This is a genomic window from Microbacterium sp. NPDC055312, assembly GCF_053645675.1.
This window is the reverse complement of record NZ_JBSHMU010000002.1, coordinates 294051-315748: the sequence shown is the minus strand read 5'-3', so window position 1 is coordinate 315748 and position 21698 is coordinate 294051. Positions and strand designations below refer to the sequence as shown.

General features: G+C 70.0%; 21 protein-coding genes. 8 read left to right on the top strand and 13 right to left on the bottom strand.

The window, feature by feature from the left end:
* Positions 1 to 53: 53 nt before the first annotated feature.
* Positions 54 to 1133 (top strand): GTP 3',8-cyclase MoaA, encoded by a 1080-nt coding sequence (moaA, locus tag ACWIDW_RS05895; RefSeq protein WP_454123716.1) that lies wholly within the window; start codon positions 54 to 56, stop codon positions 1131 to 1133.
* A gap of 9 nt (positions 1134 to 1142) precedes the next feature.
* Here the strand turns inward: moaA and coaBC are convergent, their stop codons facing one another.
* Positions 1143 to 2360, bottom strand: a complete 1218-nt coding sequence (gene coaBC / locus ACWIDW_RS05890) for a bifunctional phosphopantothenoylcysteine decarboxylase/phosphopantothenate--cysteine ligase CoaBC (RefSeq protein ID WP_454123714.1) — start codon at positions 2358 to 2360, stop codon at positions 1143 to 1145.
* A gap of 54 nt (positions 2361 to 2414) precedes the next feature.
* Between coaBC and ACWIDW_RS05885 the strand changes: the two genes are divergently transcribed.
* Entirely contained in the window at positions 2415 to 3110 is a 696-nt protein-coding gene (locus ACWIDW_RS05885) for an NRDE family protein (RefSeq protein WP_454123712.1), read from the top strand.
* A gap of 120 nt (positions 3111 to 3230) precedes the next feature.
* Positions 3231 to 3377, top strand: coding sequence for a hypothetical protein (locus ACWIDW_RS05880; protein WP_454123711.1), 147 nt, complete (start codon positions 3231 to 3233; stop codon positions 3375 to 3377).
* Between the two features lie 491 nt (positions 3378 to 3868).
* On the opposite strand, the gene ACWIDW_RS05875 is transcribed toward ACWIDW_RS05880, so the two are convergent.
* From ACWIDW_RS05875 to ACWIDW_RS05845, 7 genes are all read right to left on the bottom strand, one after another.
* On the bottom strand, positions 3869 to 4999 hold the full coding sequence (locus ACWIDW_RS05875; RefSeq protein ID WP_454123709.1) for a glycerate kinase: 1131 nt from the start codon (positions 4997 to 4999) through the stop codon (positions 3869 to 3871).
* A gap of 5 nt (positions 5000 to 5004) precedes the next feature.
* Complete coding sequence (gene gcl / locus ACWIDW_RS05870) at positions 5005 to 6792, bottom strand: glyoxylate carboligase (protein ID WP_454123707.1); 1788 nt, start codon at positions 6790 to 6792, stop codon at positions 5005 to 5007.
* A gap of 12 nt (positions 6793 to 6804) precedes the next feature.
* Positions 6805 to 7689: a 2-hydroxy-3-oxopropionate reductase gene (locus ACWIDW_RS05865; RefSeq protein WP_454123706.1), complete on the bottom strand. Its 885-nt coding sequence runs from the start codon at positions 7687 to 7689 to the stop codon at positions 6805 to 6807.
* A gap of 25 nt (positions 7690 to 7714) precedes the next feature.
* Positions 7715 to 8500 carry a hydroxypyruvate isomerase family protein gene (locus ACWIDW_RS05860; protein ID WP_454123705.1) on the bottom strand — a complete coding sequence of 262 codons (786 nt, stop codon included), beginning with the start codon at positions 8498 to 8500 and terminating at the stop codon, positions 7715 to 7717.
* A 183-nt stretch (positions 8501 to 8683) separates the two neighbouring features.
* On the bottom strand, positions 8684 to 9496 hold the full coding sequence (locus ACWIDW_RS05855) for a bifunctional allantoicase/(S)-ureidoglycine aminohydrolase (protein ID WP_454124498.1): 813 nt from the start codon (positions 9494 to 9496) through the stop codon (positions 8684 to 8686).
* Positions 9493 to 10758, bottom strand: coding sequence for a DUF6986 family protein (locus tag ACWIDW_RS05850; protein WP_454123703.1), 1266 nt, complete (start codon positions 10756 to 10758; stop codon positions 9493 to 9495). The genes ACWIDW_RS05855 and ACWIDW_RS05850 overlap by 4 nt, the downstream gene beginning before the upstream one ends.
* A gap of 5 nt (positions 10759 to 10763) precedes the next feature.
* The gene (locus tag ACWIDW_RS05845; RefSeq protein ID WP_454123701.1) at positions 10764 to 12179 is read right to left on the bottom strand and encodes a malic enzyme-like NAD(P)-binding protein; all 1416 of its coding nucleotides are present in this window, start codon (positions 12177 to 12179) and stop codon (positions 10764 to 10766) included.
* A 194-nt stretch (positions 12180 to 12373) separates the two neighbouring features.
* Between ACWIDW_RS05845 and ACWIDW_RS05840 the strand changes: the two genes are divergently transcribed.
* Both ACWIDW_RS05840 and ACWIDW_RS05835 read left to right on the top strand, forming a co-directional pair.
* Positions 12374 to 13141, top strand: coding sequence for an IclR family transcriptional regulator (locus ACWIDW_RS05840; RefSeq protein ID WP_454123700.1), 768 nt, complete (start codon positions 12374 to 12376; stop codon positions 13139 to 13141).
* A 164-nt stretch (positions 13142 to 13305) separates the two neighbouring features.
* On the top strand, positions 13306 to 14055 hold the full coding sequence (locus ACWIDW_RS05835) for an SDR family oxidoreductase (protein ID WP_454123698.1): 750 nt from the start codon (positions 13306 to 13308) through the stop codon (positions 14053 to 14055).
* Between the two features lie 37 nt (positions 14056 to 14092).
* Here the strand turns inward: ACWIDW_RS05835 and pucL are convergent, their stop codons facing one another.
* From pucL to bcp, 4 genes are all read right to left on the bottom strand, one after another.
* Positions 14093 to 14986: a factor-independent urate hydroxylase gene (gene pucL / locus ACWIDW_RS05830; protein WP_454123696.1), complete on the bottom strand. Its 894-nt coding sequence runs from the start codon at positions 14984 to 14986 to the stop codon at positions 14093 to 14095.
* Between the two features lie 9 nt (positions 14987 to 14995).
* Positions 14996 to 15337, bottom strand: a complete 342-nt coding sequence (gene uraH / locus ACWIDW_RS05825) for a hydroxyisourate hydrolase (RefSeq protein ID WP_454123694.1) — start codon at positions 15335 to 15337, stop codon at positions 14996 to 14998.
* Positions 15338 to 15348: 11 nt separating this feature from the next.
* Positions 15349 to 15837 carry a 2-oxo-4-hydroxy-4-carboxy-5-ureidoimidazoline decarboxylase gene (gene uraD, locus ACWIDW_RS05820; RefSeq protein WP_454123692.1) on the bottom strand — a complete coding sequence of 163 codons (489 nt, stop codon included), beginning with the start codon at positions 15835 to 15837 and terminating at the stop codon, positions 15349 to 15351.
* A 179-nt stretch (positions 15838 to 16016) separates the two neighbouring features.
* The gene (bcp, locus tag ACWIDW_RS05815; protein WP_454123691.1) at positions 16017 to 16484 is read right to left on the bottom strand and encodes a thioredoxin-dependent thiol peroxidase; all 468 of its coding nucleotides are present in this window, start codon (positions 16482 to 16484) and stop codon (positions 16017 to 16019) included.
* 212 nt (positions 16485 to 16696) lie between these two features.
* On the opposite strand from bcp, the gene allB reads away from it, so the two are divergent.
* Positions 16697 to 18094: an allantoinase AllB gene (gene allB, locus ACWIDW_RS05810; protein ID WP_454123689.1), complete on the top strand. Its 1398-nt coding sequence runs from the start codon at positions 16697 to 16699 to the stop codon at positions 18092 to 18094.
* Positions 18095 to 18289: 195 nt separating this feature from the next.
* On the opposite strand, the gene ACWIDW_RS05805 is transcribed toward allB, so the two are convergent.
* Positions 18290 to 19468, bottom strand: a complete 1179-nt coding sequence (locus ACWIDW_RS05805; protein ID WP_454123688.1) for a glycosyltransferase — start codon at positions 19466 to 19468, stop codon at positions 18290 to 18292.
* Between the two features lie 94 nt (positions 19469 to 19562).
* Here ACWIDW_RS05805 and ACWIDW_RS05800 point away from each other — a divergent pair, with 94 nt between their 5' ends.
* Entirely contained in the window at positions 19563 to 20147 is a 585-nt protein-coding gene (locus ACWIDW_RS05800; protein WP_454123687.1) for a hypothetical protein, read from the top strand.
* Positions 20148 to 20550: 403 nt separating this feature from the next.
* On the top strand, positions 20551 to 21698 hold a 1148-nt coding region (locus ACWIDW_RS05795), incomplete at its 3' end, for an Ig-like domain-containing protein (RefSeq protein WP_454123686.1).

Below are 21698 nucleotides of genomic sequence, written 5' to 3'. Positions count from 1 at the left end.
GATCCGCGACCGGGAATCCGGTGCTAGCGTTTCACACGCGAGAGGACGTGATCATGGCGAGCAGGCGCATCGACGGCGACGGCCGGCCGGCCGACGCGTCGGGCGCGCTGACCGACCGGCTTCGTCGTCCGCTGCGCGATCTTCGCATCTCGGTGACCGACCGCTGCAACTTCCGCTGCGTCTACTGCATGCCCAAAGAGATCTTCGGGCGCGACTACGCGTTCCTCGATCGCGACGAGCTGCTGAGCTTCGAGGAGATCACGCGCATCGCCACCGTCGCCGCGGCGCACGGCGTGCAGAAGCTGCGCCTCACCGGGGGTGAGCCCCTGCTGCGACGCGGCATCGAACAGCTCATCGAGCAGCTCGCCGCCATCCGCACGCCCGACGGTGAGCCGCTCGATCTGGCCCTGACCACCAACGGGTCCGCCCTCGGGATGAAGGCCGGGGCGCTGAAGGCGGCCGGCCTGCAGCGCGTGACGGTGTCGGTCGACTCGCTCGACGACGCGCTATTCCAGCGCATGAACGACGTGCGCTTCCCGGTGAGCCGGGTGCTCGACGGCATCGACGCCGCACACGCGGCGGGCCTCGGGCCGATCCGGCTCAACATGGTCGTCAAGCGCGGCGTCAACGACGACGAGATCATCGACATGGCGCGGCACTTCAAGGGCACCCCGTACACCCTGCGCTTCATCGAGTACATGGATGTCGGCAACACGAACGGCTGGTCGCTCGACGAGGTCGTGCCGTCGGCCGAGATCATCGAGCGCGTCGGCGCGGTCTTCCCCCTCGAGCCGGTCGCCCCGACCGTGCACGGCGAGACGGCGAAGCGCTGGCGCTACGCCGACGGCAGTGGCGAGATCGGCGTGATCTCCAGCGTGACCAACGCGTTCTGCGGCACGTGCACGCGCGCGCGGATCTCGACCGAGGGAAAGCTGTTCACCTGCCTGTTCGCCTCGCAGGGCCACGACCTGCGGGCGCTCATGCGCGGTGGCGCCGACGACGTCGAGCTGGCTGCGGCCATGGCATCCATCTGGGGCGCACGCGACGACCGCTACTCCGAGATCCGCGCCGGTCTCACCCCGGCGCTGCGCACGCAGCGCAAGCGCATCGAGATGTCGTACATCGGCGGCTGAGCCGCCGCCTCACGCCAGAACGTCGGCGATGACGTCCCACACGTCGTCGGCGACCGAGCGCTTGGTTCCGGATGCCCGGGCGAGCACCACCCCGCCCTCGCCGATCACGTGCACGGCGTTCTGGCCCGACTCGAACCCGCGGTCCCAGCCGACCTCGTTCACCACGAGCAGGTCGACGCCCTTGCGCTCGCGCTTGCGGCGGGCCCGCTCGAGCAGGTCGTCGCCGTCATCCGGGGTCTCGGCGGCGAACGCGACGATCACCTGACCCGGGTGCCGGCGCGCCGCCAGGTGAGCCACGATGTCTTCGTTCTGCACCAGCTCGATGCTCTCGAGCGGGCCGGACTCCTTGGTGAGCTTGTGATCGGACACGTCGGCCGGGCGGTAGTCCGCGACGGCGGCGGCCATCACGATCACGGCGGCCTCCTCCGATGCGCGGCGCATCGCGTCGCCGAGTTCGGCCGCGGTGCCGACGTGCTCGAGGCGGATGAGCGGATGCCGTTCGGCATCCGCCAGCACCGCGCCGTCGACATGCGCGGCGACGAGCAGCACCTCGGCACCCCGGTCTGCCGCGGCGAGGGCGAGGGCTATGCCCTGCCGCCCGCTGGAGCGGTTGCCGAGGAAGCGCACCGGGTCCAGCGGCTCGCGGGTGCCGCCCGCCGAGACGGCGACGCGCAGCCCGTCGAGGTCTCTGTCCTGCGGGCCTCCGTCGAGCAGGGCGAGCGCCTCGGCCATGATCTGCTCGGGCTCGAGCATCCGGCCCGGTCCGGAATCCCCGCCGGTCAGCTCGCCCTCGCCCGGTCCGAGGATGGCGACGCCGCGGTCGCGCAGCGTGGCGATGTTCGCCTGCGTGGCCGGGTGGCGCCACATCTCGGTGTGCATCGCCGGAGCGATCGCGACCGGGGCCGTGGTGGCGAGCAGGGTGGTGCCGAGCAGATCGTCGGCGAGCCCCGCGGCCATCTTCGCGATCGTGTTCGCCGTGGCCGGTGCGACGATCACCAGCTCGGCGGCCTGCCCCAGGGCGACGTGGCGCACCTGGGCGACGTCCTCGTGCACGCTCGTCGTCACGGGCCTGCGGCTGATCGCCTCCCAGGTGGGCAGGCCGACGAAGCGCAGCGCGTCTTCGGTGGGCACGACGGTGACCTCGTGACCGGCCTTGATCAGCAGGCGCACCAGGTGCACGCTCTTGTACGCGGCGATCCCGCCGGTGACGGCGACGACGATGTTCACGCGTTCGATTCTGCCCCAGCCGGCTGCGCGGCGGGCGCGCTTAGACTCGTGCTCGTGTGCACCGTCGTGATCGATGTCGCCCCCTCCCCCGGCGACGGCGCCCGGCTGCTGGCCGTGCGCGACGAGGACCCGGATCGTCCGTGGGACGACCTCGGCGAGTGGTGGCCCGACGCGCATCCCGGTGTGATCGGCATCCGCGACCGCCGCGCCGGTGGCGCCTGGCTCGCCGCCGATCCCGCTGCCGGGCGCCTGGCCGTGCTGCTGAACCGTGCCGACGTGCTCGACCTGCCGGACGACGCCGTGCGCTCACGAGGGTCGCTGGCCCTGGAGTCGGTCGCGGGCCGCTCACCGCAGGGTCGGCTGCCGATGCACGGCTTCAACCTGCTCGAGGTGACGCCGCAGGGATCTCGCGTGCTGTCGTGGGACGGCGTACGGCTGCGCGAGACGTCCGTGCCGGTCGGCGTGCACATGATCGCGCACGACGACCTCGACGATCCGCGCACCGCGCGCATCGAGACGTGGCTGCCGCGGTTCGCCGCCGCCGCGGATGCTGACGGCTGGGCGTCACGATGGGAGGACGTGCTCGCCGAGAGCGCCGCTCTCCCGCCCGAGGACGACAGGGCGATCGTGCGCGACAACCGGGTTCACGGGTATCCGACGATGTCGCTGCTGTTCTGCACGGCCGAGGTCGCGCCCGGCACGGTGACCGTGCGGTCGCGGGTGCTCGCGCGGCCCGGTCAGTGGAGCTGACCGCTCGCTCGCGAAGAGGGTCCCACGAAGAGGGTATTGACTCTCTGGCGACCCTCCGCCTAGTCTTTTCATATAGCAAGACGATTATTCCATCATATGAGAATGAGAACGGAGAGGGACATGAGCGCACATCCGACTGAGGCGAGTGGGCACGTCCCGTCCGCAGAGCATCCGACGGTCAACATCGACCCGGACTTCCATCTGCCCGCTGACCGCGGCAACGGCTTCGTCCGCGCATTCCGCGTGCTCTTCCCGAAGGCGGCCTGACGGCCCACGCGCGCCCCCACCTCGAGTGGGCCCGAAGGGCAGCATCCCGCGCCGCGAGGCGACCACATGGGACCACCCGGGCCGCCGCCCCGCGCCACGCGCAGGCATCCCCTCGCGTCGGGTGGGCCCGAAGGGCCGCATCCCGCGCCGCGAGGCGACCCTATGGGACCACCCGGTGCGCCGCCCCAGCCCCCACGCGGGCCGCCCCGACCTCGAGTGGGCCCGAAGGGCCGCATCCCGCGCCGCGAGGCGACCACATGGGACCACCCGGCTCGCGCCGCCTAAACCCCCACGCACCCATCCCCGACCTCGAGTGGGCCCGAAGGGCCGCATCCCGCGCCGCGAGGCGACCCTATGGGACCACCCGGCTCGCGCCGCCTAAACCCCCACGCACCCATCCCCGACCTCGAGTGGGCCCGAAGGGCCGCATCCCACGCGGCGAGGCGACCCTATGGGACCACCCGGCTCGCGCCGCCCAACAGCAGCGCGACTCAGCGGGCGGTGAGAGCCGGGAGCTCCGTGGCGATCGCGCGGCCCACCTCGCGCAGCAGGGGCACGGCGTTCGCCATGCTCTTCGCCGGCTCGGGCTCGAGGTCGCTCAGCGCGTAGACCTTCGCGAAGCCCGCGGAGGCCGCCTGGGCGGCATCCAGTGTCGTGCGCCCGCAGACCGCGACGACGGGCTTCCCGGCCCTCGCGGCGGCGGCTGAGACGCCCAGCGGGGTCTTGCCGCCCAGGCTCTGCTCGTCGAGGCTGCCCTCGCCGGTGATGACGAGATCGGCGTCGGCGATGCGCGCGTCCAGACCGGTCAGCCGCTGGATCACGTCGATGCCGGGTTCGCGCACGGCGCCGAGCACCGCGAGAGCCGCATACCCCACACCGCCGGCGGCACCCGCGCCGGGAGCCGTCGCCGATGCCCGCACTCCGGGCAGCGCGTCGACGAGCTCGGCGAGACGCGCGAGCCCCGCCTCGAGGACGGCGACGTCGGCAGCGCTCGCCCCCTTCTGCGGTGCGAACACCGCGGCCGCGCCCCGGTCTCCCAGGAGCGGATTGTCGACGTCGGCGGCCAGCACGACACGGACACCGGCGAGTCGCGGGTCGAGTCCGGAGATGTCGGCCGAGACGAGATCGACCAGGCCTGCACCGCCCGGGCGCGCCGGGCCGTGCTCGGCGGACAGGGTCGCACCCAGCGCCTGCAGCATGCCGGCCCCGCCGTCGGTGCACGCGCTGCCGCCCACACCCAGCACGATCGAGGTCGCGCCGCGATCGAGCGCGGCGGCGATGAGCTCGCCGGTGCCCCGGCTGGTCGCGCCGAGCGCATCCTTCTCGCCGTCGGGAAGCACGTCGAGCCCGCTGGCCGCGGCCATCTCGATGACCGCCTGCTCGCCGCGGACTGCGAACGCGGCATCCACGGGGCGGCCGGTGGGGCCGGTCACCGAGACCGCGACGGGCGTGAATCCGCTCGCCACGGCCGCGTCGACCGTGCCCTCGCCGCCGTCGGCGACGGGTGCGGCATCGACGACGGCATCCGGGATGATCTCCCGGATGCCGTCGGCGAGCGCCGCCGCCACCTCGGAGCCCGTCGCCGAGCCCTTGAACTTGTCGGAGGCGATGACGATGCGCATGGCGGTCAGTCGAGCAGGGCGTAGATCGCCTCGGGAGCGTCCTCGGGCGACGTGGCGAGCGGCTCGAACTCGTTCATGGTGTCGAGGTCTGCACCCATGGCGATGTTCGTGACCCGCTCGAGGATGATCTCGACCACGACCGGCACCTGGAACTCGTCGCGCAGGCGCGCGGCCTCGGCGAATCCGGCGGCGAGCTGTTCGGGGCGCTCGACGCGGATCGCCTTGCAGCCCAGACCCTCGGCGACCTTCACGTGGTCGACGCCGTAGCCGCTGGCCACGCTGTCGGGGTCGTACGGAGTGTTGACGTTGTCGAACGCGAGCGAGACCTCGTAGTCCATCTCGAAGCCGCGCTGCGACTGCCGGATCAGGCCCAGGTAGCTGTTGTTGACCACGACGTGGATGTACGGCAGCTTGTGCTGCGCGCCCACCGCGAGCTCTTCGATCATGAACTGGAAGTCGTAGTCGCCCGAGAGCGCGACGACCTGCTCGCCGGGCTTGCCGCGCACGACGCCGAGGGCCGCCGGTCCCGTCCAGCCCAGTGGGCCCGCCTGGCCGGCGTTGATCCACTTGCGCGGGCCGTACACGTGCAGCAGCTGCGCGCCGGCGATCTGTGACAGGCCGATCGTCGTGACGAACGTGGTGTCGCGGTCGAACGCGGTGAGCATCTCCTGATAGACGCGGTGCGGCTTCATGGGCACGTCGTCGAAGTTGGTCTTGCGCTGCAGGCGCGCCTTGCGGTCACGGCACGCCTCGGCCCAGCCGTTGTAGTCGGGCAGCTCGGCGACCCGGTCGCGGGCAGCCTCGAGCAGTGCCTCCATGAACGCGCCCGCGTCGGAGACCACGCCGTAATCGGGCGCGAACACGCGACCGATCTGCGTCGGCTCGATGTCGACGTGCACGAAGGTGCGGCCCTTGCGGTACGTGTCGAGCCCGCCGGTGTGGCGGTTGGCCCAGCGGTTGCCGATGCCGAGCACGAAGTCGCTCTCGAGGAAGCTCGCGTTGCCGTACCGCTGCGAGGTCTGGATGCCGACCAGGCCGGCGGCCAGCGGGTGGTCGTCGGCGATGGCGCCCCAGCCCATCAGGGTGGGCACGACCGGCACGCCGAGCGTCTCGGCCAGCTCGACGAGCGTGTCGGAGGCGCCGGAGTTGACGATGCCGCCGCCGGCGACGATGACCGGATGCTTCGACGCGGTGAGCATGTCGAGGACCTTCTCGGCCTGCGCGCGGGTCGCGACCGGCTTCGCGACCGGCAGCGGTTCGTACGTGTCGATGTCGAACTCGATCTCGGTCATCTGCACGTCGAACGGGAGGTCGATCAGCACCGGGCCGGGGCGACCCGAGCGCATGATCTGGAAGGCGCTCTGGAACACGCCGGGAACCTGCGCCCCCTCGAGCACCGTCTTGGCGAACTTCGTCACCGGCTTCGCGATCGACGCGATGTCGACGGCCTGGAAGTCCTCCTTGTCGAGCTTCGCCACCGGCGCCTGACCGGTGATGCACAGCATCGGGATGCTGTCGGCGATGGCGGCGTACAGACCGGTGATCATGTCGGTGCCGGCGGGGCCCGAGGTGCCGAGGCAGACGCCGATGCGTCCGTCGCCGGTGCGGCTGTAGCCGTCGGCCATGTGGGCGGCGCCCTCGACGTGACGGGCGAGGGTGTGCCGGATGCCACCACCGGCGCGTATCGCGGAGTACAGCGGGTTGATGGCGGCTCCGGGCAGGCCGAACGCCTCGTCGGCGCCCTCCTTGATCAGGATCTGGACGATCGCGTCCACTGCGCGCATGCGGGTCATGATGTTGTGTCCTTAGTCGTTGTCGCGGCCGGAGAGCTCGGCGGTGAGCTTGAACAGGCCGGAGTGGTCGAGGCCGCCGTCGCCGCGGGCGACGAGCGAGGTGACGAGCTGGGCGACGGCCGAGCCGAGGGGCACGGTGACGCCGGCGCCGCGGGCTGCTGCGGTGACGATGCCGAGGTCCTTGTTGTGCAGGGCCAGGCGGAAGCCGGGGGCGAAGTCGCGATCGAGCATCTTCTGCCCCTTCTGGTCGAGGACCTTCGAGCCGGCGAGACCGCCGCCGAGCACCTTCAGGGCGGCGTCGGTGTCGACGCCGTACGCCTCGAGGAAGACGATCGCCTCGCTGAGGGCCTGGATGTTGACGGCGACGATGAGCTGGTTCGCCGCCTTGACGGTCTGACCGGCGCCGGCGGGGCCGACGTGCACGATCGTCTTGCCGATCGCCTGCAGGATGGGCTCGGCCCGCGCGAAGTCCTCGGCGGAGCCGCCGGTCATGATCGAGAGCACCCCGTCGATGGCGCCCTGCTCGCCCCCGGAGACGGGCGCGTCGACGGCGCCGAGGCCGGCGGCGACAGCTTCTTCCGCCAGCTCCTTGGCGACGTCAGGGCGGATCGAGGAGTTGTCGATCCACAGCGCGCCCTTCTTCGCGTTGGCGAAGACGCCCTCGGGCCCCTGCACGACGCCGGCGACGTCCGGGGAGTCGGGGACCATCGTGATGATCACGTCGGCGTCCTTGACGGCCTCGGCGATGCTGGCGGCGCCGTTGCCACCCGCATCGACGAGCTTCTGCACGGCCTCGGGGCTGCGGTTGAACCCGGTGACCGTGTAGCCGGCCTTGACGAGGTTCTTCGCCATGGGCAGGCCCATGATGCCGAGACCGATGATGGTGATGCTGGTCATGTCGTCGCTCCTTCGCGGAAGTGGGTCAGTTCTCGATCCAGGCGAACGGGTCGCTCTGGGTGGCTTTGTACTCGAGCCCGATCACGCCGTCGTAGCCGCCGGCGCGAGCGGCGTCGATCCATTCGGTCAGCGGCAGCTCGCCGGTGCCGGGCTCGCCGCGACCGGGGGCGTCGGCGATCTGGATGTGCCCGAACTCGCCGGCGTGGTCGGCGATGACGGCTGCGACGTCGTCGCCGTTGACGGCGAGGTGGTAGAAGTCGGCGAGCAGGCGGACGTTGTCGACGCCGTGCTCGTCCTTGACGCGGGCGATGACGGCGAGCGCGTCTGCAGCGGTCTTCAGCGGGTAGGCGTCGGCGCCCGAGACGGGCTCGAGCAGCACGATGCCGCCGATGCGGGCTACCGCCTTGCCCGCGATCGTGAGGTTCTCGACCGCCAGGTCGTCCTGGGCCTTCTCGTCGACGCCGTCCTGGCGCAGACCGTAGAGGGCGTTGAACGCCTTCGTGCCGGTGCGCTCGCCGATGCCGACCACGACGTCGACGTTGTCGCGGAACTCGTCTTCGCGACCGACCCACGAGACCAGGCCGCGGTCACCGGCGGGCATGTCGCCGGCGAAGAAGTTGAGCCCCGTGAGCTGCACGCCGGCGTCGTCGAGGGCGGCGATGAACGCGTCGACCTCCTGCTGCTCGGGAACGGCTGACGAGAAGGGCCACCAGAACTCGACGGCGTCGAAGCCGGCGGCCCTGGCCGCGGCCGGACGCTCGTTCACGGGCAGGTCGGTCAGCAGGATCGAGGCGTTGACGGTGTAGCTCATGACGTTCCCTGATTTTCGGATTGCGGAAGAAAAGTTCCTAGTAACGAAAGGTTAGGCGGGGGTATGAGAGGTGTCAACGATGAACGCCCGACATTCCGGCATCCGGAACCGGCTGGAAAGCCGAACGCACCCACCGGATGCCCGACGGGTGCGTTCAGGAGTCGCTCGCTCTCGGCGAGGGGCTCAGGTCAGCTTGATCTGACGGTTCATGTCCTTGTACAGCAGGTAGCGGAAGTCGCCCGGGCCGCCGGCGTAGCAGGCCTGGGGGCAGAACGCGCGCAGCAGCATGTAGTCGCCGGCCTCGACCTCGACCCAGTCGCCGTTGAGGTGGTAGACGGCCTTGCCCTCGAGCACGAACAGGCCGTGCTCCATGACGTGCGTCTCGGCGAACGGGATCGAGCCGCCCGGCTTGAAGGTGACGATGTTCACCTGCATGTCGTGCGCCATGTCGTTCGAGTCGGCGAAGCGGGTGGTGAGCCATGCGTCGGTGCCGACCATGGGGGTGGGCTCGATGTCCTGGTCGCGGGTGACGAAGGATGCCGGTGCGTCGACGCCTTCGAGCCACTCGTACGCCTTGCGGATCCAGTGGAAGCTCGTGATCTCGTCGCCCTCGTTCTTCAGCGACCAGTCCGCACCGGGCGCGAGGAAGGCGTACCCGCCCTCTTCGAGCACGTGCGTCTCGCCCTCGAGCGTGAGCGTGAGACGGCCGGTCGTGACGAACACGACGCCCTCGACGCCCGCCTCGGCCTCGGGCTTGGCTGCCTCGCCGCCGGGCGAGATCTCGACGATCAGCTGCGAGAAGGTCTGCGCCGAGCTCGGGGTGGGCTTGGCGATGATCCACGCGCGGGTGCGGCTGAAGCCGGGCAGGCTGCTGGTGACGATGTCGCGCAGCACGCCCTTCGGGATCACCGTGTACGCGAGCTTGACGATCGCGCGATCGGTGAGCAGGTCGGTCTGCGGCGGCAGCCCGCCAGTCGGGGTGTAGTACGACATCAGGACTCCTTGGTGGCGAGTTTGGGATGCGCGAGCCGGGTGAGCTCGGCGGGCGAGGCGCCGGTCGACGAGCGCACCTCGTGGTCGGTGAGCGCACCGCACTCCAGGCCGCGCACGACGAAGCGGGCGAGGGCGCGCGCGGTGGCGGGCTCGTCCATGATCGTCGCGTCGCTGCCGTGCAGGTAGTTGTCGAGCCGGCGTGCGGCCGCCTCGAAGCCCTCTCGATAGAACGCATAGGTCGCGAGATACCGGGTCGGCAGCTGGTGCGCGTGCAGGTCCCAGCCCTGGTAGTAGCCGCGCTCGAGCGAGCGCCGCACCAGACGGGCGTGCAGCTTCCAGGCGTCCGCCGCGTTCTCTCCCACCGGGATGACATTGGTCGATCCGTCCGACAGGCGCACGCCGGTCTCGGCGACGGCGACCTGCATCACCTGCTTGGCGTAGTCGGCGGCGGGATGCTCCATCGACTGGTACGCCGCGGCGATCTGCAGCGAGGCGCTGTAGTCGTAGGTGCCGTAGTGCAGCGCCGAAACGCGCCCCTCGGCGCGGTGCAGCAGCGTCGCGACCGGGATCGTGCCGTCGGCGGCGACGATCAGCTGCGGGGTCTCCATCTGCACCTCGAAGCGCAGGCGCCCGGGAGCCAGGCCGAGGCGCTGCTCGAGGCGCTCGCACAGTGCGACCATCGCCTCGACCTGCGCCACGGTGGTCACCTTGGGCAGGGTGAGGACGAGTCCGTCGGGCAGCTCGCCTGCGGCGGCGAGCGTGGTGACGAAGCGGTCGAGGGTGCGGATGCCGCGGCGCCGGGTCGGCGCCTCGAAGCACTTGAACCGGATGCCGATGAACGGCGTCGCCGTGCCTGCGGCGACCGCCTCGGCCACACGCTCGGCGGCGAGGACGGCGTCGGCGTCCTCCTCGTCATCGCCGCGGGTGCCGTAGCCGTCTTCGAAGTCGAGGCGCAGGTCTTCGACGGGCTCGCGGCGCAGCTTGGCATCCACCAGCGGCGCGAGCTCGTCGGCGAGGTGACCCAGCCCGACCGCCTCGGCGAGCGCGGCGGTGCCGCCGGCGGCGTCGACGGCGGCGATCGCGTCTGCGCCGAAGCGGGCCGGCAGCTGCGGATCGAACCGGTCGGCCGGCACGTACAGCGTGTGCACGGGCTGCCGGCTGCCGTCATCGCCGGGGTACGAGCCCGACAGCAGCGCGTCGGTCTGCGCCAGGCGCGCGTCGATGTCGGCGAAGTCGTCTTCGCGCAGGGTCGTGTTGGCTGACACCCGGCTCACTCCTTCTCTGCGACGGACGCGTCGGCTGCGGCGGATTCGACGGCCCGCACGATCGCGTCGGCGACGGCGCCGGCGACCAGCGGGTCGAACACGCTCGGGATGATGAAGCTCGCGTTGAGCTCATCGTCTTCGACGCGCGACGCGATGGCGTAGGCCGACGCGACCAGCATAGGTGCGGTGATGTCGGACACGCCCGCGTCGAGCAGACCGCGGAACACTCCGGGGAACGCGAGCACGTTGTTGATCTGGTTCGGGAAGTCGCTGCGGCCGGTGGCGACGATGGCGGCGTGCTTGGATGCCACGACCGGGTCGACCTCGGGGGTGGGGTTGGCCATCGCGAAGACGATCGCGTCGCCGGCCATGGCCGCGATGTCGTTCTCGTCGAGCACGTTCGGCGCACTCACGCCGATGAAGACGTCGGCGCCCGACATGGCCTCCTTGAGGCTGCCCTGGAAGCCGCGCGGGTTGGTGGTCGCTGCGATCTCGCGGCGATGCGCGTCGGCGTACTCCACGCCGGCGACGATCGCGCCGTCGCGGCCGCAGGCCACGATGTCTCTCGCGCCCTCGGCGAGCAGCAGCTGGATGATCGCGTTGCCGGCGGCGCCGACCCCCGACACGACGATGCGCACATCCTCGATCCGCTTCTTCACCACCTTGAGGGCGTTGACCAGGGCCGCGAGGGTGACGATCGCCGTGCCGTGCTGGTCGTCGTGGAACACGGGGATGTCGAGCTCTTCCCGCAGGCGCGCCTCGATCTCGAAGCAGCGGGGAGCGGCGATGTCCTCGAGGTTCACGCCGCCGTAGACGGGGGCGATCGCCTTGACGATCTTGATGATCTCCTCGGTGTCCTTCGTGTCGAGGCAGACCGGCCACGCGTCGACGTTGGCGAACTGCTTGAACAGCGCGGCCTTGCCCTCCATGACCGGCAGCGCGGCCTCGGGGCCGATGTCGCCGAGGCCGAGCACGGCGGTGCCGTCGGTGACCACGGCGATGGTGTTGCGCTTGACGGTGAGGTTGCGTGCCTTGCTCTTGTCTTCCGCGATCGCCATGCACACGCGGGCGACGCCGGGGGTGTAGGCGCGCGAGAGGTCGTCGCGGTTGCGCAGCGGCACGCTGGGCACGACCTCGAGCTTGCCGCCGAGGTGCATGAGGAAGGTGCGGTCGCTGACCTGGCGCACGTGCACGCCGTCGAGGGCCTCGACCGCGTCGCGGATGCGCGTGGCGTGGTCGTCGTCGATGGTGTTGCAGGTGAGGTCGACGACGATCGAGGTGGGGTGCGACTCGACGACGTCGAGGGCGGTGATCGCGGCACCGGCGGATGCCGCAGCGGCCGCGAGCTCGCTGGTGACGCTGAAGTTGGAGGGGGCGTCGATGCGCAGTGTGATCGAATTGCCGGGACCGGGATTGGCCATGATTCCTCTTCCCTGAGGTGGGCGGCGCATCGCGGCGCCGACTCACGTGTGCTGGTGGACTTCTTCGTGCTTTCGCATAGTGGAGACTATTGTCTATCCTACGAAAGTTCACTGCAATCAACGATGAGGGTCGGGCAGGACTTTCGCTCGCACTTCTCGCATGATGGAATCGTGCGAGCACCTAGGAGGACGTGATGGCTGAAAGCAAGACCCCGCGCGGCAGCGGGTCCGGAGTGCAGTCCGTCGAGCGCGTCTTCGAGCTGCTCGAGCTGGTCACCGACGCCGGCGGCGACGTGACCCTCAGCGAGCTGGCGTCATCGACCGACCTGCCCCTGCCGACCATTCACCGGCTGCTGCGCACGCTCGTGTCGCTCGGCTATGCGCGCCAGCTGCCGAACCGGCGCTACGCGCTCGGCCCGCGACTGATCCGCATCGGCGAGGGCGCGTCGCGTCAGTTCGGCGCCCTGGCGCGACCGCAGCTGAAGACGCTCGTCGACGAGCTGGGCGAGAGCGCCAACATGGCGGTGCTCGATGGCGACATGGTCGTGTACGTCGCCCAGGTGCCGTCGCTGCACTCGATGCGCATGTTCACCGAGGTGGGCCGGCGCGCGCACATGCACGACACCGGCGTCGGCAAGGCGATCCTCGCCCAGCTGCCGGATGACGTCGTGCGGGGCATCGTCGCGCGCGCCGGCATGCCGACCCCCACCGAGTTCAGCATCGGCGACGTCGACGCGCTTCTCGCCGAGCTCGACCGCATTCGCGAGCGGGGGTACGCGATCGACGACCAGGAGCAGGAGATCGGCGTGCGCTGCTTCTCGATGGCCGTGCCCGACGCCCCGACGCCCACGGCGGTGTCGGTGTCGGGTCCGATCTCGCGGGTCGACGAGTCGTTCGGTGAGCGCGCCGTGCCCATGCTGCGTGCGGCGGCGCAGGCGATCAGCGCCGAGCTGGCATCCTGACCCTTCGACAGGCTCAGGGCCCTTCGACAGGCTCAGGGACCCAAACCGGGCTCAGGGACCTTCGACAGGCTCAGGGACCTTCGACAGGCTCAGGGACCAAACTGGGCTCAGGGACCCAAACCGGGCTCAGGGACCCAAACCGGGCCCAGGACAGGAGGAAGCTGATGCCGAACGCACGCGTCGCCGTCGTCACCGGGGCGGGTTCCGGCATCGGGCGTGCCGTCGCGGCGGCGATGCTCGCCGCCGGCTTCCGGGTCGCTCTCGCCGGCCGGCGGGCGGATGCCCTCGAGCAGACCGCTGACGGACATCCGGACGCCCTGGTCGTGCCCACCGACATCACCGTGCCCGCCGAGGTCGACGCCCTGTTCGACCGCGTGGTGGCCGAGTGGGGCCGGGTGGACGTGCTGTTCAACAACGCGGGGGTCTTCGGGCCGGTGGCATCCGCGGCCGACGTCGACCCGGTCGAGTGGCAGCGCACGATCGATGTGAACGTGACCGGTGCCCTGCTCTGCGCGGGAGCCGCGATGCGCACGATGATCGCGCAGCGGCCGCAGGGCGGGCGGATCATCAACAACGGCTCGATCTCGGCGCAGGTGCCGCGGCCGCTGTCGGTGGCGTACGCCGTGAGCAAGCACGCCATCACCGGCCTGACCCGGTCGATCGACCTCGACGGCCGGCCGCACGGCATCACCTGCGGTCAGATCGACATCGGCAACGCGGCGACGCGGATCATGTCCGAGATCGGGGTCGGCTCGGGTGCCCTGCAGGCCGACGGCTCGCGCCGGGTCGAGCCCACCTTCGACGTCGCGGATGCCGCGCGCGCCGTGCTCTTCATGGCGCAGCTGCCCGCCGAGGCGAACGTCGCCTCTCTCACGGTCGCCGCGGCGGGGATGCCGTTCGGCGGCAGGGGCTGACGGGGTCAGCGGCCGGCCGAACGGCATCCGGTGCGGATCAGCAGAATCCGGCGATGCCGTCCCACGACCAGTGGTCGGTGTCGGCGCCCGCGCGCAGGAACGACGCCTCGATCAGGCCGTAGGGACGGTCGGCCGCGTAGAACACCTCGTTCGGGTTCTCGAGGCCGAACGGCGACAGGTCGACCACGAAGTGGTGGCTGTTCGGGGTCGAGAAGCGGATCTCGTCGATCTCGGGGTGCTGCTCGAGAACGGCTTCCGCCATCTCCTTCAGCGTGTGCTGCAGGGCGTACGAGTAGTTGCGCGAGAAGCCGGCGAGCAGCAGGCGGCGCACGTCCGCGAAGACCTCGTTGAAGTCGATGTCGTTGGGGTTGTAGCGCCACTTCGCGGTGACGGAGGTGGCGAGGATGCGGTCCTCGGTCTCGGGCAGCGTCGTGTACTTGTCCTTCGGGTACCCGACGAACCCGCTCTGCGTCGACTTGAGCACCTTGAGGTCCTGCAGGCCGGCGATGACGACCGTGTCATCGCCGTCGATCTGCACGACCGAGGTGCGGGTCTCGGTGCCGCCGCGCACGAACGAGTGGTCGTGCTCGCCGTCGTCGCCCTGGATGCGCTGCCAGGTGTACTGCTCGGCCTCCCAGCGCCCGCCGCTGACCCAGGCGAACTCGCCGGTGAAGTGCCGGCCGAGACGCAGCAGGAACTCCTCCGGGCTGCCGACGCCGTCCTTGGCGAAGGCGTACACCGTGTTCTTCTGCGTGTCGGTGGCCACGACGTGTTCGTTGTCGCCCTCGAAGTGCGCGCTGTCGAAGTCGCCGCGCAGCTGCGAGGTGACGTTGAGGTCCTCGATCTCGTGACGGTCGGAGTCGCGGGTGATGCGCACCACGCGGACCTCAGCCTTGCCGTACTGGTTCTTGCCCAGAATGATGTCGGTCATGTTGTCAACTCAGCTTCCTCGGTATGTGGAATAGGCGAACGGGCTGAGCAGCAGCGGCACGTGGTAGTGCGCCTGCTCAGCGTCGACCTGGAAGGTCAACACCACCTCCGGGAAGAAGGTGTCCGTGTCGATGCCGGCGAAGTAGGCCGCTGTGTCGAACCGGAGGCGGTATGCACCGCTCTCCAGCCGCGAGGGGCCCAGTTCTTTCACCCGCCCGTCAGCATCTGTGGATCCTGCACCGATCTCGACCCACTCGGCGCCCTGACGGGCTTCGAGTGCGACGGCGACGTCGGGCGCGGGGCGTCCGATCGAGGTGTCCAGGATGTGGGTGGTCACGTGGGAAACGCTCATGGCGCGCTCCTTCAGCTCTCGAGGGCTCCCGCCAGTCGCAGCGCCGCGATCTCGCGCAGCTGCTGGTCGACGACGGCGAGCTCCTGTTCGGGGGTGTTGCCCAGCCGCTGCTGCAGCAGGGCGAGGATCTCTTCGGCGGAGCGTCCGGCCGCGCGCACGAGGTACACACGGTCGAACTTCTGCTCGTAGGCCTTATTGCCCGCGGCCAGGGCGGCGGCGGCCTCGGCGTCGACGCCCGGCTGCTCCTTGCGCGACAGGGCGGCTTCCGCGGTCTCGCCCTGCGGGCGCTCGCCGATGCGCGGGTGGTGCGCCAGCGCGCCGTCGAGCTCGGCCTCGGAGAGCGGGGCGGCGACGGCGGCCGCCGCGGCGACGATCTGGTCGACGCTCTCGTACGGGCGGCCGTCGACGATGGCGTCGATCCAGCGGGCGATGTCCAGTGCCGGCTTCACGACGGCGACGGCTTCTTCACGGGGGGCCGAGTTGAAGTCCTCGAGCAGCATCTTCGATCCTCAAGCAGAACGCTGGCATCCGGCGCGAAGGCTATACGGAAACCCCTGACGGAGTCTTCACGAGAAGGTAACTTCCGTATGCCGGAACTGTTGTTTCAGCATCTGCAATGAAGTCTGTACGCCGCCGGGCTGGTTGTCAACCGCCCGGCGGCGTGTTTCACATCGTGGAGTCAGACGCCGAGTTCGGCGCGCAGACGGGCGACGTGGCCCTCTGCATCCACACCGTACTCCGCGCGCTGCACGACGCCGTCGCCGTCGAGCACGAAGGTCGAGCGGATCACGCCGTCGAAGGTGCGATCGCCCACGGTCTTCTCGCCCCAGACGCCCCAGGCCCTCGCCACGGCCGCGTCGGTGTCGGCGAGCAGGGGGAAGGTGAGACCCTCGGCCTCGGCAAAGGCTCGGATCTCGGCGACCGAGTCCGGCGAGACGCCGATGACGGCGTAGCCGGCGGCATCCAGCGCCGAGAGGCTGTCGCGGAAGTCGCAGGCCTCGGTCGTGCACCCGGGCGTCGCCGCCTTCGGGTAGAAGTACACGACCACGTCGCGCCCGCGGTAGTCGGCGAGCGCGACCGTGCGGCCGTCGGCGTCGGCGAGTGCGAACTCGGGTGCGGTGGCGCCGGGGGTGAGCTTGTCGGTCATGATGACTCCGTTCGTCTGCGTTGCGGGATCCGGTTTCTGCGGCGCGAGAACTCTAACCCGACCAAGACCGCCCGTCGACAGGCGCTGAACCCGCCGCCGGCCCAGGCCGGGACTACACTCGCTCGGTGTTGACAGTGTTTCGTCGGCATGGTGAGATCCCTTAGTGCGAAAAGTTGTTCTCGCATCATGAAAGCATTGGAAGGGCGGTCGGGATGTCGCAGGACGCCGGTCACACGCAGTCAGCATCCACCTCGCTCGACCCCACCGGCGAGCGCTACGACCTCGTGATCCGCGGCCAGCGCGTCCTCACCAGCTCCGGCATCCGCCCCCGCGAGGTCGGCGTGCGCGGCGGCGTCATCGTCGCCATGCAGCCGCTCGGCAACGGGCTCGACGGCGCCGAGGTCGTCGAGCTCGCCGACGACGAGACGCTGATCCCCGGGCTGGTCGACACCCACGTGCACGTCAACGAGCCCGGACGCACCGAGTGGGAGGGGTTCGCCTCGGCGACCCGGGCCGCTGCCGCCGGCGGCGTGACGACCATCGTCGACATGCCGCTGAACAGCATCCCTCCCACCGTCAGCGTCGAAGCCCTCGAGATCAAGCGCGATGTCGCGCGCGGCCAGACGCACGTCGACGTCGGGTTCTGGGGCGGCGCCGTTCCGGGCAACACCGCCGACCTGCGCCCGCTGCACGACGCGGGTGTCTTCGGCTTCAAGAGCTTCCTGCTGCACTCCGGGGTCGATGAGTTCCCCCCGCTCGACCCCGACGAGCTCGAAGACGACATGCGCGAGCTCGCCACGTTCGACTCGGTCATGATCGTGCACGCCGAGGACTCGCGGGCCATCGACCGCGCGCCCCAGCCCGACGGCGACGATTACGCGAAGTTCCTGGCATCCCGCCCCCGCGGGGCCGAGAACCTCGCCATCGCCGAGGTCATCGAGCGCGCCCGCTGGACCGGCGCGAGGGCGCACATCCTGCACCTATCGTCGTCGGACGCGCTGGCGATGCTCCGCACCGCGAAGCGCGACGGCCTGAGGATCACCGTCGAGACCTGCCCGCACTACCTGACCCTGGTCAGCGAGGAGATCCCGCTCGGGGCGACCGCGTTCAAGTGCTGCCCGCCGATCCGCGAGGCGGGCAACCGCGAGCTGCTCTGGCAGGGCCTGGAGGACGGCACGATCGACTTCATCGTGTCGGACCACTCCCCCTCGACCCTCGATCTGAAGGACCTCGAGAACGGCGACTTCGGCGTGGCGTGGGGCGGCGTGGCGTCGCTGCAGCTGGGCCTGTCGCTGATCTGGACCGAGGCCCGTCGCCGCGGGCTGCCGCTCGAGCAGGTCGTGACCTGGATGAGCGAGCGCCCGGCGCAGTTCGCCGGGCTCACCGGCAAGGGCCGGATCGCCCCGGGATACGACGCCGACTTCTCGATCTTCGCCGCCGACGACGCCTACGTGGTCGACGTCAGCAAGCTGCACCACAAGAACCCGATCACCCCCTACCAGGGCAAGGCGCTCGCCGGCGTGGTGCGCCGCACGTGGCTGCACGGCGAGGTCATCGACTTCGAGAACCCGCGCGGCCGTCTGCTGCGCCGAGGCATGACCGACGCCTGACGGTACGCGCGTCGGCGCGGGCGCGGGGCGGGGGGCGCGGGGCGCGGCGAGGCGTGACCCGGCGAGCGCAGGCGAACGCCCGAGCACAGGACGAAACACCCCTGATTCGTCCTACCCCTGCGTGTTGGCCTACCTCCGCACGACCGCCGGAAGCCGCCGCACGACCACGCGCCCGCCCACGGACCGCGCCGGCCGTCAGGCGGGCAGCGGCTCGTCGCGGTAGAGCGCCTCGAACGTGTCGAGCGTGCGGTTGATGTCGTGCACGGCCACGCCGTCGAGTGAGGCGCGCTGCATCCGCTCGTACTCGGCCGGCGACGCGGTCAGCACCCGGGTGAGCTTGTCGGCGAGGTCATCGACGTTCCCCGGCTCGAAGAGGTGGCCGTTCTCGCCGTCATGCACCAGATGCGGCAGGGCGACGGCGTTCGCTCCGACGATCGGCAGGGCGGATGCCATGGCCTCCATCGTCACGATCGACTGCAGCTCGGCGATCGAGGCGATCGCGAACACCGACGAGCGCGAGTACAGCTCGCGCAGCTGCGCGTCGGTCACCCGGCCGTGGAACGTGACCCGGTCCTCGATGCCCAGCTGCTCGGTGAGCGCCTCGAGCGCCTTGCGCTGGTCACCGCCGCCGGCGATGTCGAAGTGCACGTCGAGGGCGGGGTCGAGCGCCGCGACCGCGCGCAGCACGACATCGACCTGCTTCTCGCCCGTGAGGCGCCCGACGAAGAGGATGCGGTTGCGGTCGCGGGGCGCGATCACCGGATTGTAGTTGCGCCGGTCGATGCCGCAGCTGATCGGCACCACACCCTGCGTGTCGATCGTGCGCTCGAGGAACTCGGCCGCCTTGCGGGTGGGCGTCGTCACCGCGCGGGTCATGTCGAAGGTGCGCTTGGCGTCGGCCCAGGCGAGGCGCAGCACGATGTCGTCGATGAACTTCGGCATCGCCGTGTGATCGAGGATGTTCTCGGCCATCACGTGGTTCGTCGCGATGACGGGGATGCCCCGCTGATGGGCGATCCGGGTGAGGCCGCGCCCGATGATGATGTGCGACTGGATGTGCACGATGTCGGGCCGCACCTCGTCGAGCACCTTGCGCGCCCAGTGCTTCGAGCGCCACGGCCAGACGAAGCGCACCCAGTCGTGCGGCAGCCAGCGCAGTGCGGGCAGCCGGTGCATCGTCATCGGCTCGCCCTCGATCACCTCGGTGTGCGCGGCCGAACGGCGATAGGCGGTGTTCGGCGCGACGACGTGCACGTCGTGGCCGCGCTGCACGAGGCCGGCCGCGAGGCGCTCGGCGAAGCGTGCGGCTCCATTGATGTCGGGGGCGAACGTGTCGCAGCCGATGAGGATCTTCAGGGGGCGTCCGGAGGTCACGTGAAGTCTGCTGCCTATCTCTAGCTCTGGGCGCCCGTCACTCTACCCGAGGGCACTGTGCCATCCCGGGAGGCGGGCCGCGTACCGTGGGTGCATGCGCCTGATCTCGTCTGCCGACCGCGCCCTGTGGATCCCCGTCACCGGCTCGCTGGGATTGCGCGGCCGTCGGCATCGTAAAGCGGCGATCCGGATGCTGATGGCCCAGGCCGGCACGGGACTCGGGCGCGAGACGCTGCCCGGCGCCCGGTTCGGCAGCTGGCTGGCCAGCCAGGCCATCCCCTTCGCGATGCGCAAGGCGGATGGTCGGGTGCTCGCGTGGACCTGGCGAGCCGAGCCCGACCTCGTGGTCGCGATGGCGACCGTGCAGGCGCTCACCCCGCAGCTGCGCACCGCACGCGCGATGATGCCGATGGAGTACGACGACACCGAGGACTTCCGCACGGCGCTCGGTCAGGGTGAGAAGCTGCTGATGCCGTCGCCCCCGAACCCCGCGTCGCTCGCGTCGGCGACCTACACCTGGGACACCGGCACCCACCTCATCACCCTGACGGCGGTGTGCAGCGACCGCGAGCGCTTCGGCACCCTCGAGGGCGCACTCGACAACCTCGCCCGCAGCATCCGGCTCGCCGACGACATCACCGGCGGCGAGGGCGACGTGCTCCGGTTGCCTCCGGCCTGAAGCGAGCGTGCGCACGGCCCGCGTTCCGGTCGTCCGCGAGACGGGTGGTCCCCTCACGATCGAGCGCTGGCAGGGTCAGCCGGTGCACACCTGACTCAGCCTTCCGCTCGCGTCGGTGACCTCCGACGTTGTCGTCGGCCTTCTTCGTGCGAACAGGACAACGCGTACCGGGCGGTGGACTGGGGGTGAATTTCGGGGTGAAAGAACCGTGACGTCGTCGATGACGGGCGAGTGGCAGGCAAGACTTGTTTCGTTGTGTGCCTATGAGAACCTCGTCGGTTGAGAGCCTCGTCGGTCTGCGCGCAACCGGGGAAATTATCACGTTGCAGAAGGGGAAATTTACATGATGCCGCACTCGAGCTCATCGCTTTCAACGTCCAAGATGAGAGGCGCGCTGAGCGCTGTGCTCGCACTGCTGTTCTTCGTGGCGTCGCTTGTCGCGGCGCCGGCTGCAATGGCCGCGCCCGCGACTGTCACGTTCTCGAACCAGACGTTCGATAAGACGGCGACGACGAGCGGCGAGAGCACCCGGTTCTCTTTCAACTGGGCTATTGCTGATGGCTCGAAGAGCGGAGACACCTTCTCGATCGTTCTGCCCAACGAGTTGCGGCCATCCAGCACCGCAGGTTTCGCTCTGCGCAACAGCGCCAACGATGTGGTGGCCAATGCCGTATGGAGCGGGAACACCGCGACATTCACGCTGACGGGTTTCGTGAACGACAAGACCTCCGTCAACGGCAGCGCCTACTTCTCCGTCTCCTGGAACAGGAATGAAGTCGACACGATCAACGGTGGCGAGTACAGCTTGCGATTCACGGGTAGCGGCTCGTGGACGCTGCCCTTGACCCTGCTGCCCGACGGCCCGTCAGGCGACGCCCAGAGCACCTCCAAGGTGGGCTGGTGGCTGAGCGACGACCAGGGTGCTTCTTCCCCCGCGCGCCAGCTGGGTTGGGCGGTGTATCTCGACACCGGCACTGGTGCGCACGTCAATGCGCCGGTCGTCATCGTCGATACTCCGGGGCCGAGCTCGAGCATCAACATCGAATCCGTCAAGGGCTATGTCAACAATGTCGAGATGAACCCCGAGCGTTACACCGTGGCACGAGAGGGTGCTCGCGGCGTGCGCATCGAGCTTTTCGGTAACCACCCGGGCGAGAGCGCTGTCTACGCGGGGGAGAACATCTATTTCAGATATGACAGCAACCTCCTCCCCGGTGAGAACGGGGTGTTCCGCAACTCTGCCGTCGTCTCCGGCCTCGCCGACGACCCGCAGCGTGTGAGCGCTGAGGTGCTGCGCGACGGAGCCGGCGGTGACGGTGACGGCGAAGTTCGCTCCGTCGCACCGGTGATGCCCCAGATCGTCCAGGCCCAGTGCACCGCCGAGGGCACCACCACCCCGGCACTGACGTTCCCGAACACCGACGGTGTCACCTACACCCGGAACGCCGATCCGGCCCCCGGCGCGACGATCACCGTCACCGCCACCGCAGCCGACGGATACGTCCTCACCACCGCGAACGGCTGGACCCTCGCCGACGACAACCGCACGGC

Coding starts and splice junctions, on each gene's coding strand:
- ACWIDW_RS05860 (WP_454123705.1), bottom strand. CDS start 8,500: ATGAGCTACACCGTCAACGCCTCGATCCTGCTGACCGACCTGCCCGTG.
- pucL (WP_454123696.1), bottom strand. CDS start 14,986: ATGACCGACATCATTCTGGGCAAGAACCAGTACGGCAAGGCTGAGGTC.
- ACWIDW_RS05875 (WP_454123709.1), bottom strand. CDS start 4,999: ATGCGCATCGTCATCGCCTCCGACAAGTTCAAGGGCTCGGCGACGGGC.
- ACWIDW_RS05800 (WP_454123687.1), top strand. CDS start 19,563: ATGCGCCTGATCTCGTCTGCCGACCGCGCCCTGTGGATCCCCGTCACC.
- uraD (WP_454123692.1), bottom strand. CDS start 15,837: ATGCTGCTCGAGGACTTCAACTCGGCCCCCCGTGAAGAAGCCGTCGCC.
- bcp (WP_454123691.1), bottom strand. CDS start 16,484: ATGACCGACAAGCTCACCCCCGGCGCCACCGCACCCGAGTTCGCACTC.
- ACWIDW_RS05865 (WP_454123706.1), bottom strand. CDS start 7,689: ATGACCAGCATCACCATCATCGGTCTCGGCATCATGGGCCTGCCCATG.
- uraH (WP_454123694.1), bottom strand. CDS start 15,337: ATGAGCGTTTCCCACGTGACCACCCACATCCTGGACACCTCGATCGGA.
- ACWIDW_RS05880 (WP_454123711.1), top strand. CDS start 3,231: ATGAGCGCACATCCGACTGAGGCGAGTGGGCACGTCCCGTCCGCAGAG.
- allB (WP_454123689.1), top strand. CDS start 16,697: ATGTCGCAGGACGCCGGTCACACGCAGTCAGCATCCACCTCGCTCGAC.
- moaA (WP_454123716.1), top strand. CDS start 54: ATGGCGAGCAGGCGCATCGACGGCGACGGCCGGCCGGCCGACGCGTCG.
- ACWIDW_RS05845 (WP_454123701.1), bottom strand. CDS start 12,179: ATGGCCAATCCCGGTCCCGGCAATTCGATCACACTGCGCATCGACGCC.
- gcl (WP_454123707.1), bottom strand. CDS start 6,792: ATGACCCGCATGCGCGCAGTGGACGCGATCGTCCAGATCCTGATCAAG.
- ACWIDW_RS05835 (WP_454123698.1), top strand. CDS start 13,306: ATGCCGAACGCACGCGTCGCCGTCGTCACCGGGGCGGGTTCCGGCATC.
- ACWIDW_RS05840 (WP_454123700.1), top strand. CDS start 12,374: ATGGCTGAAAGCAAGACCCCGCGCGGCAGCGGGTCCGGAGTGCAGTCC.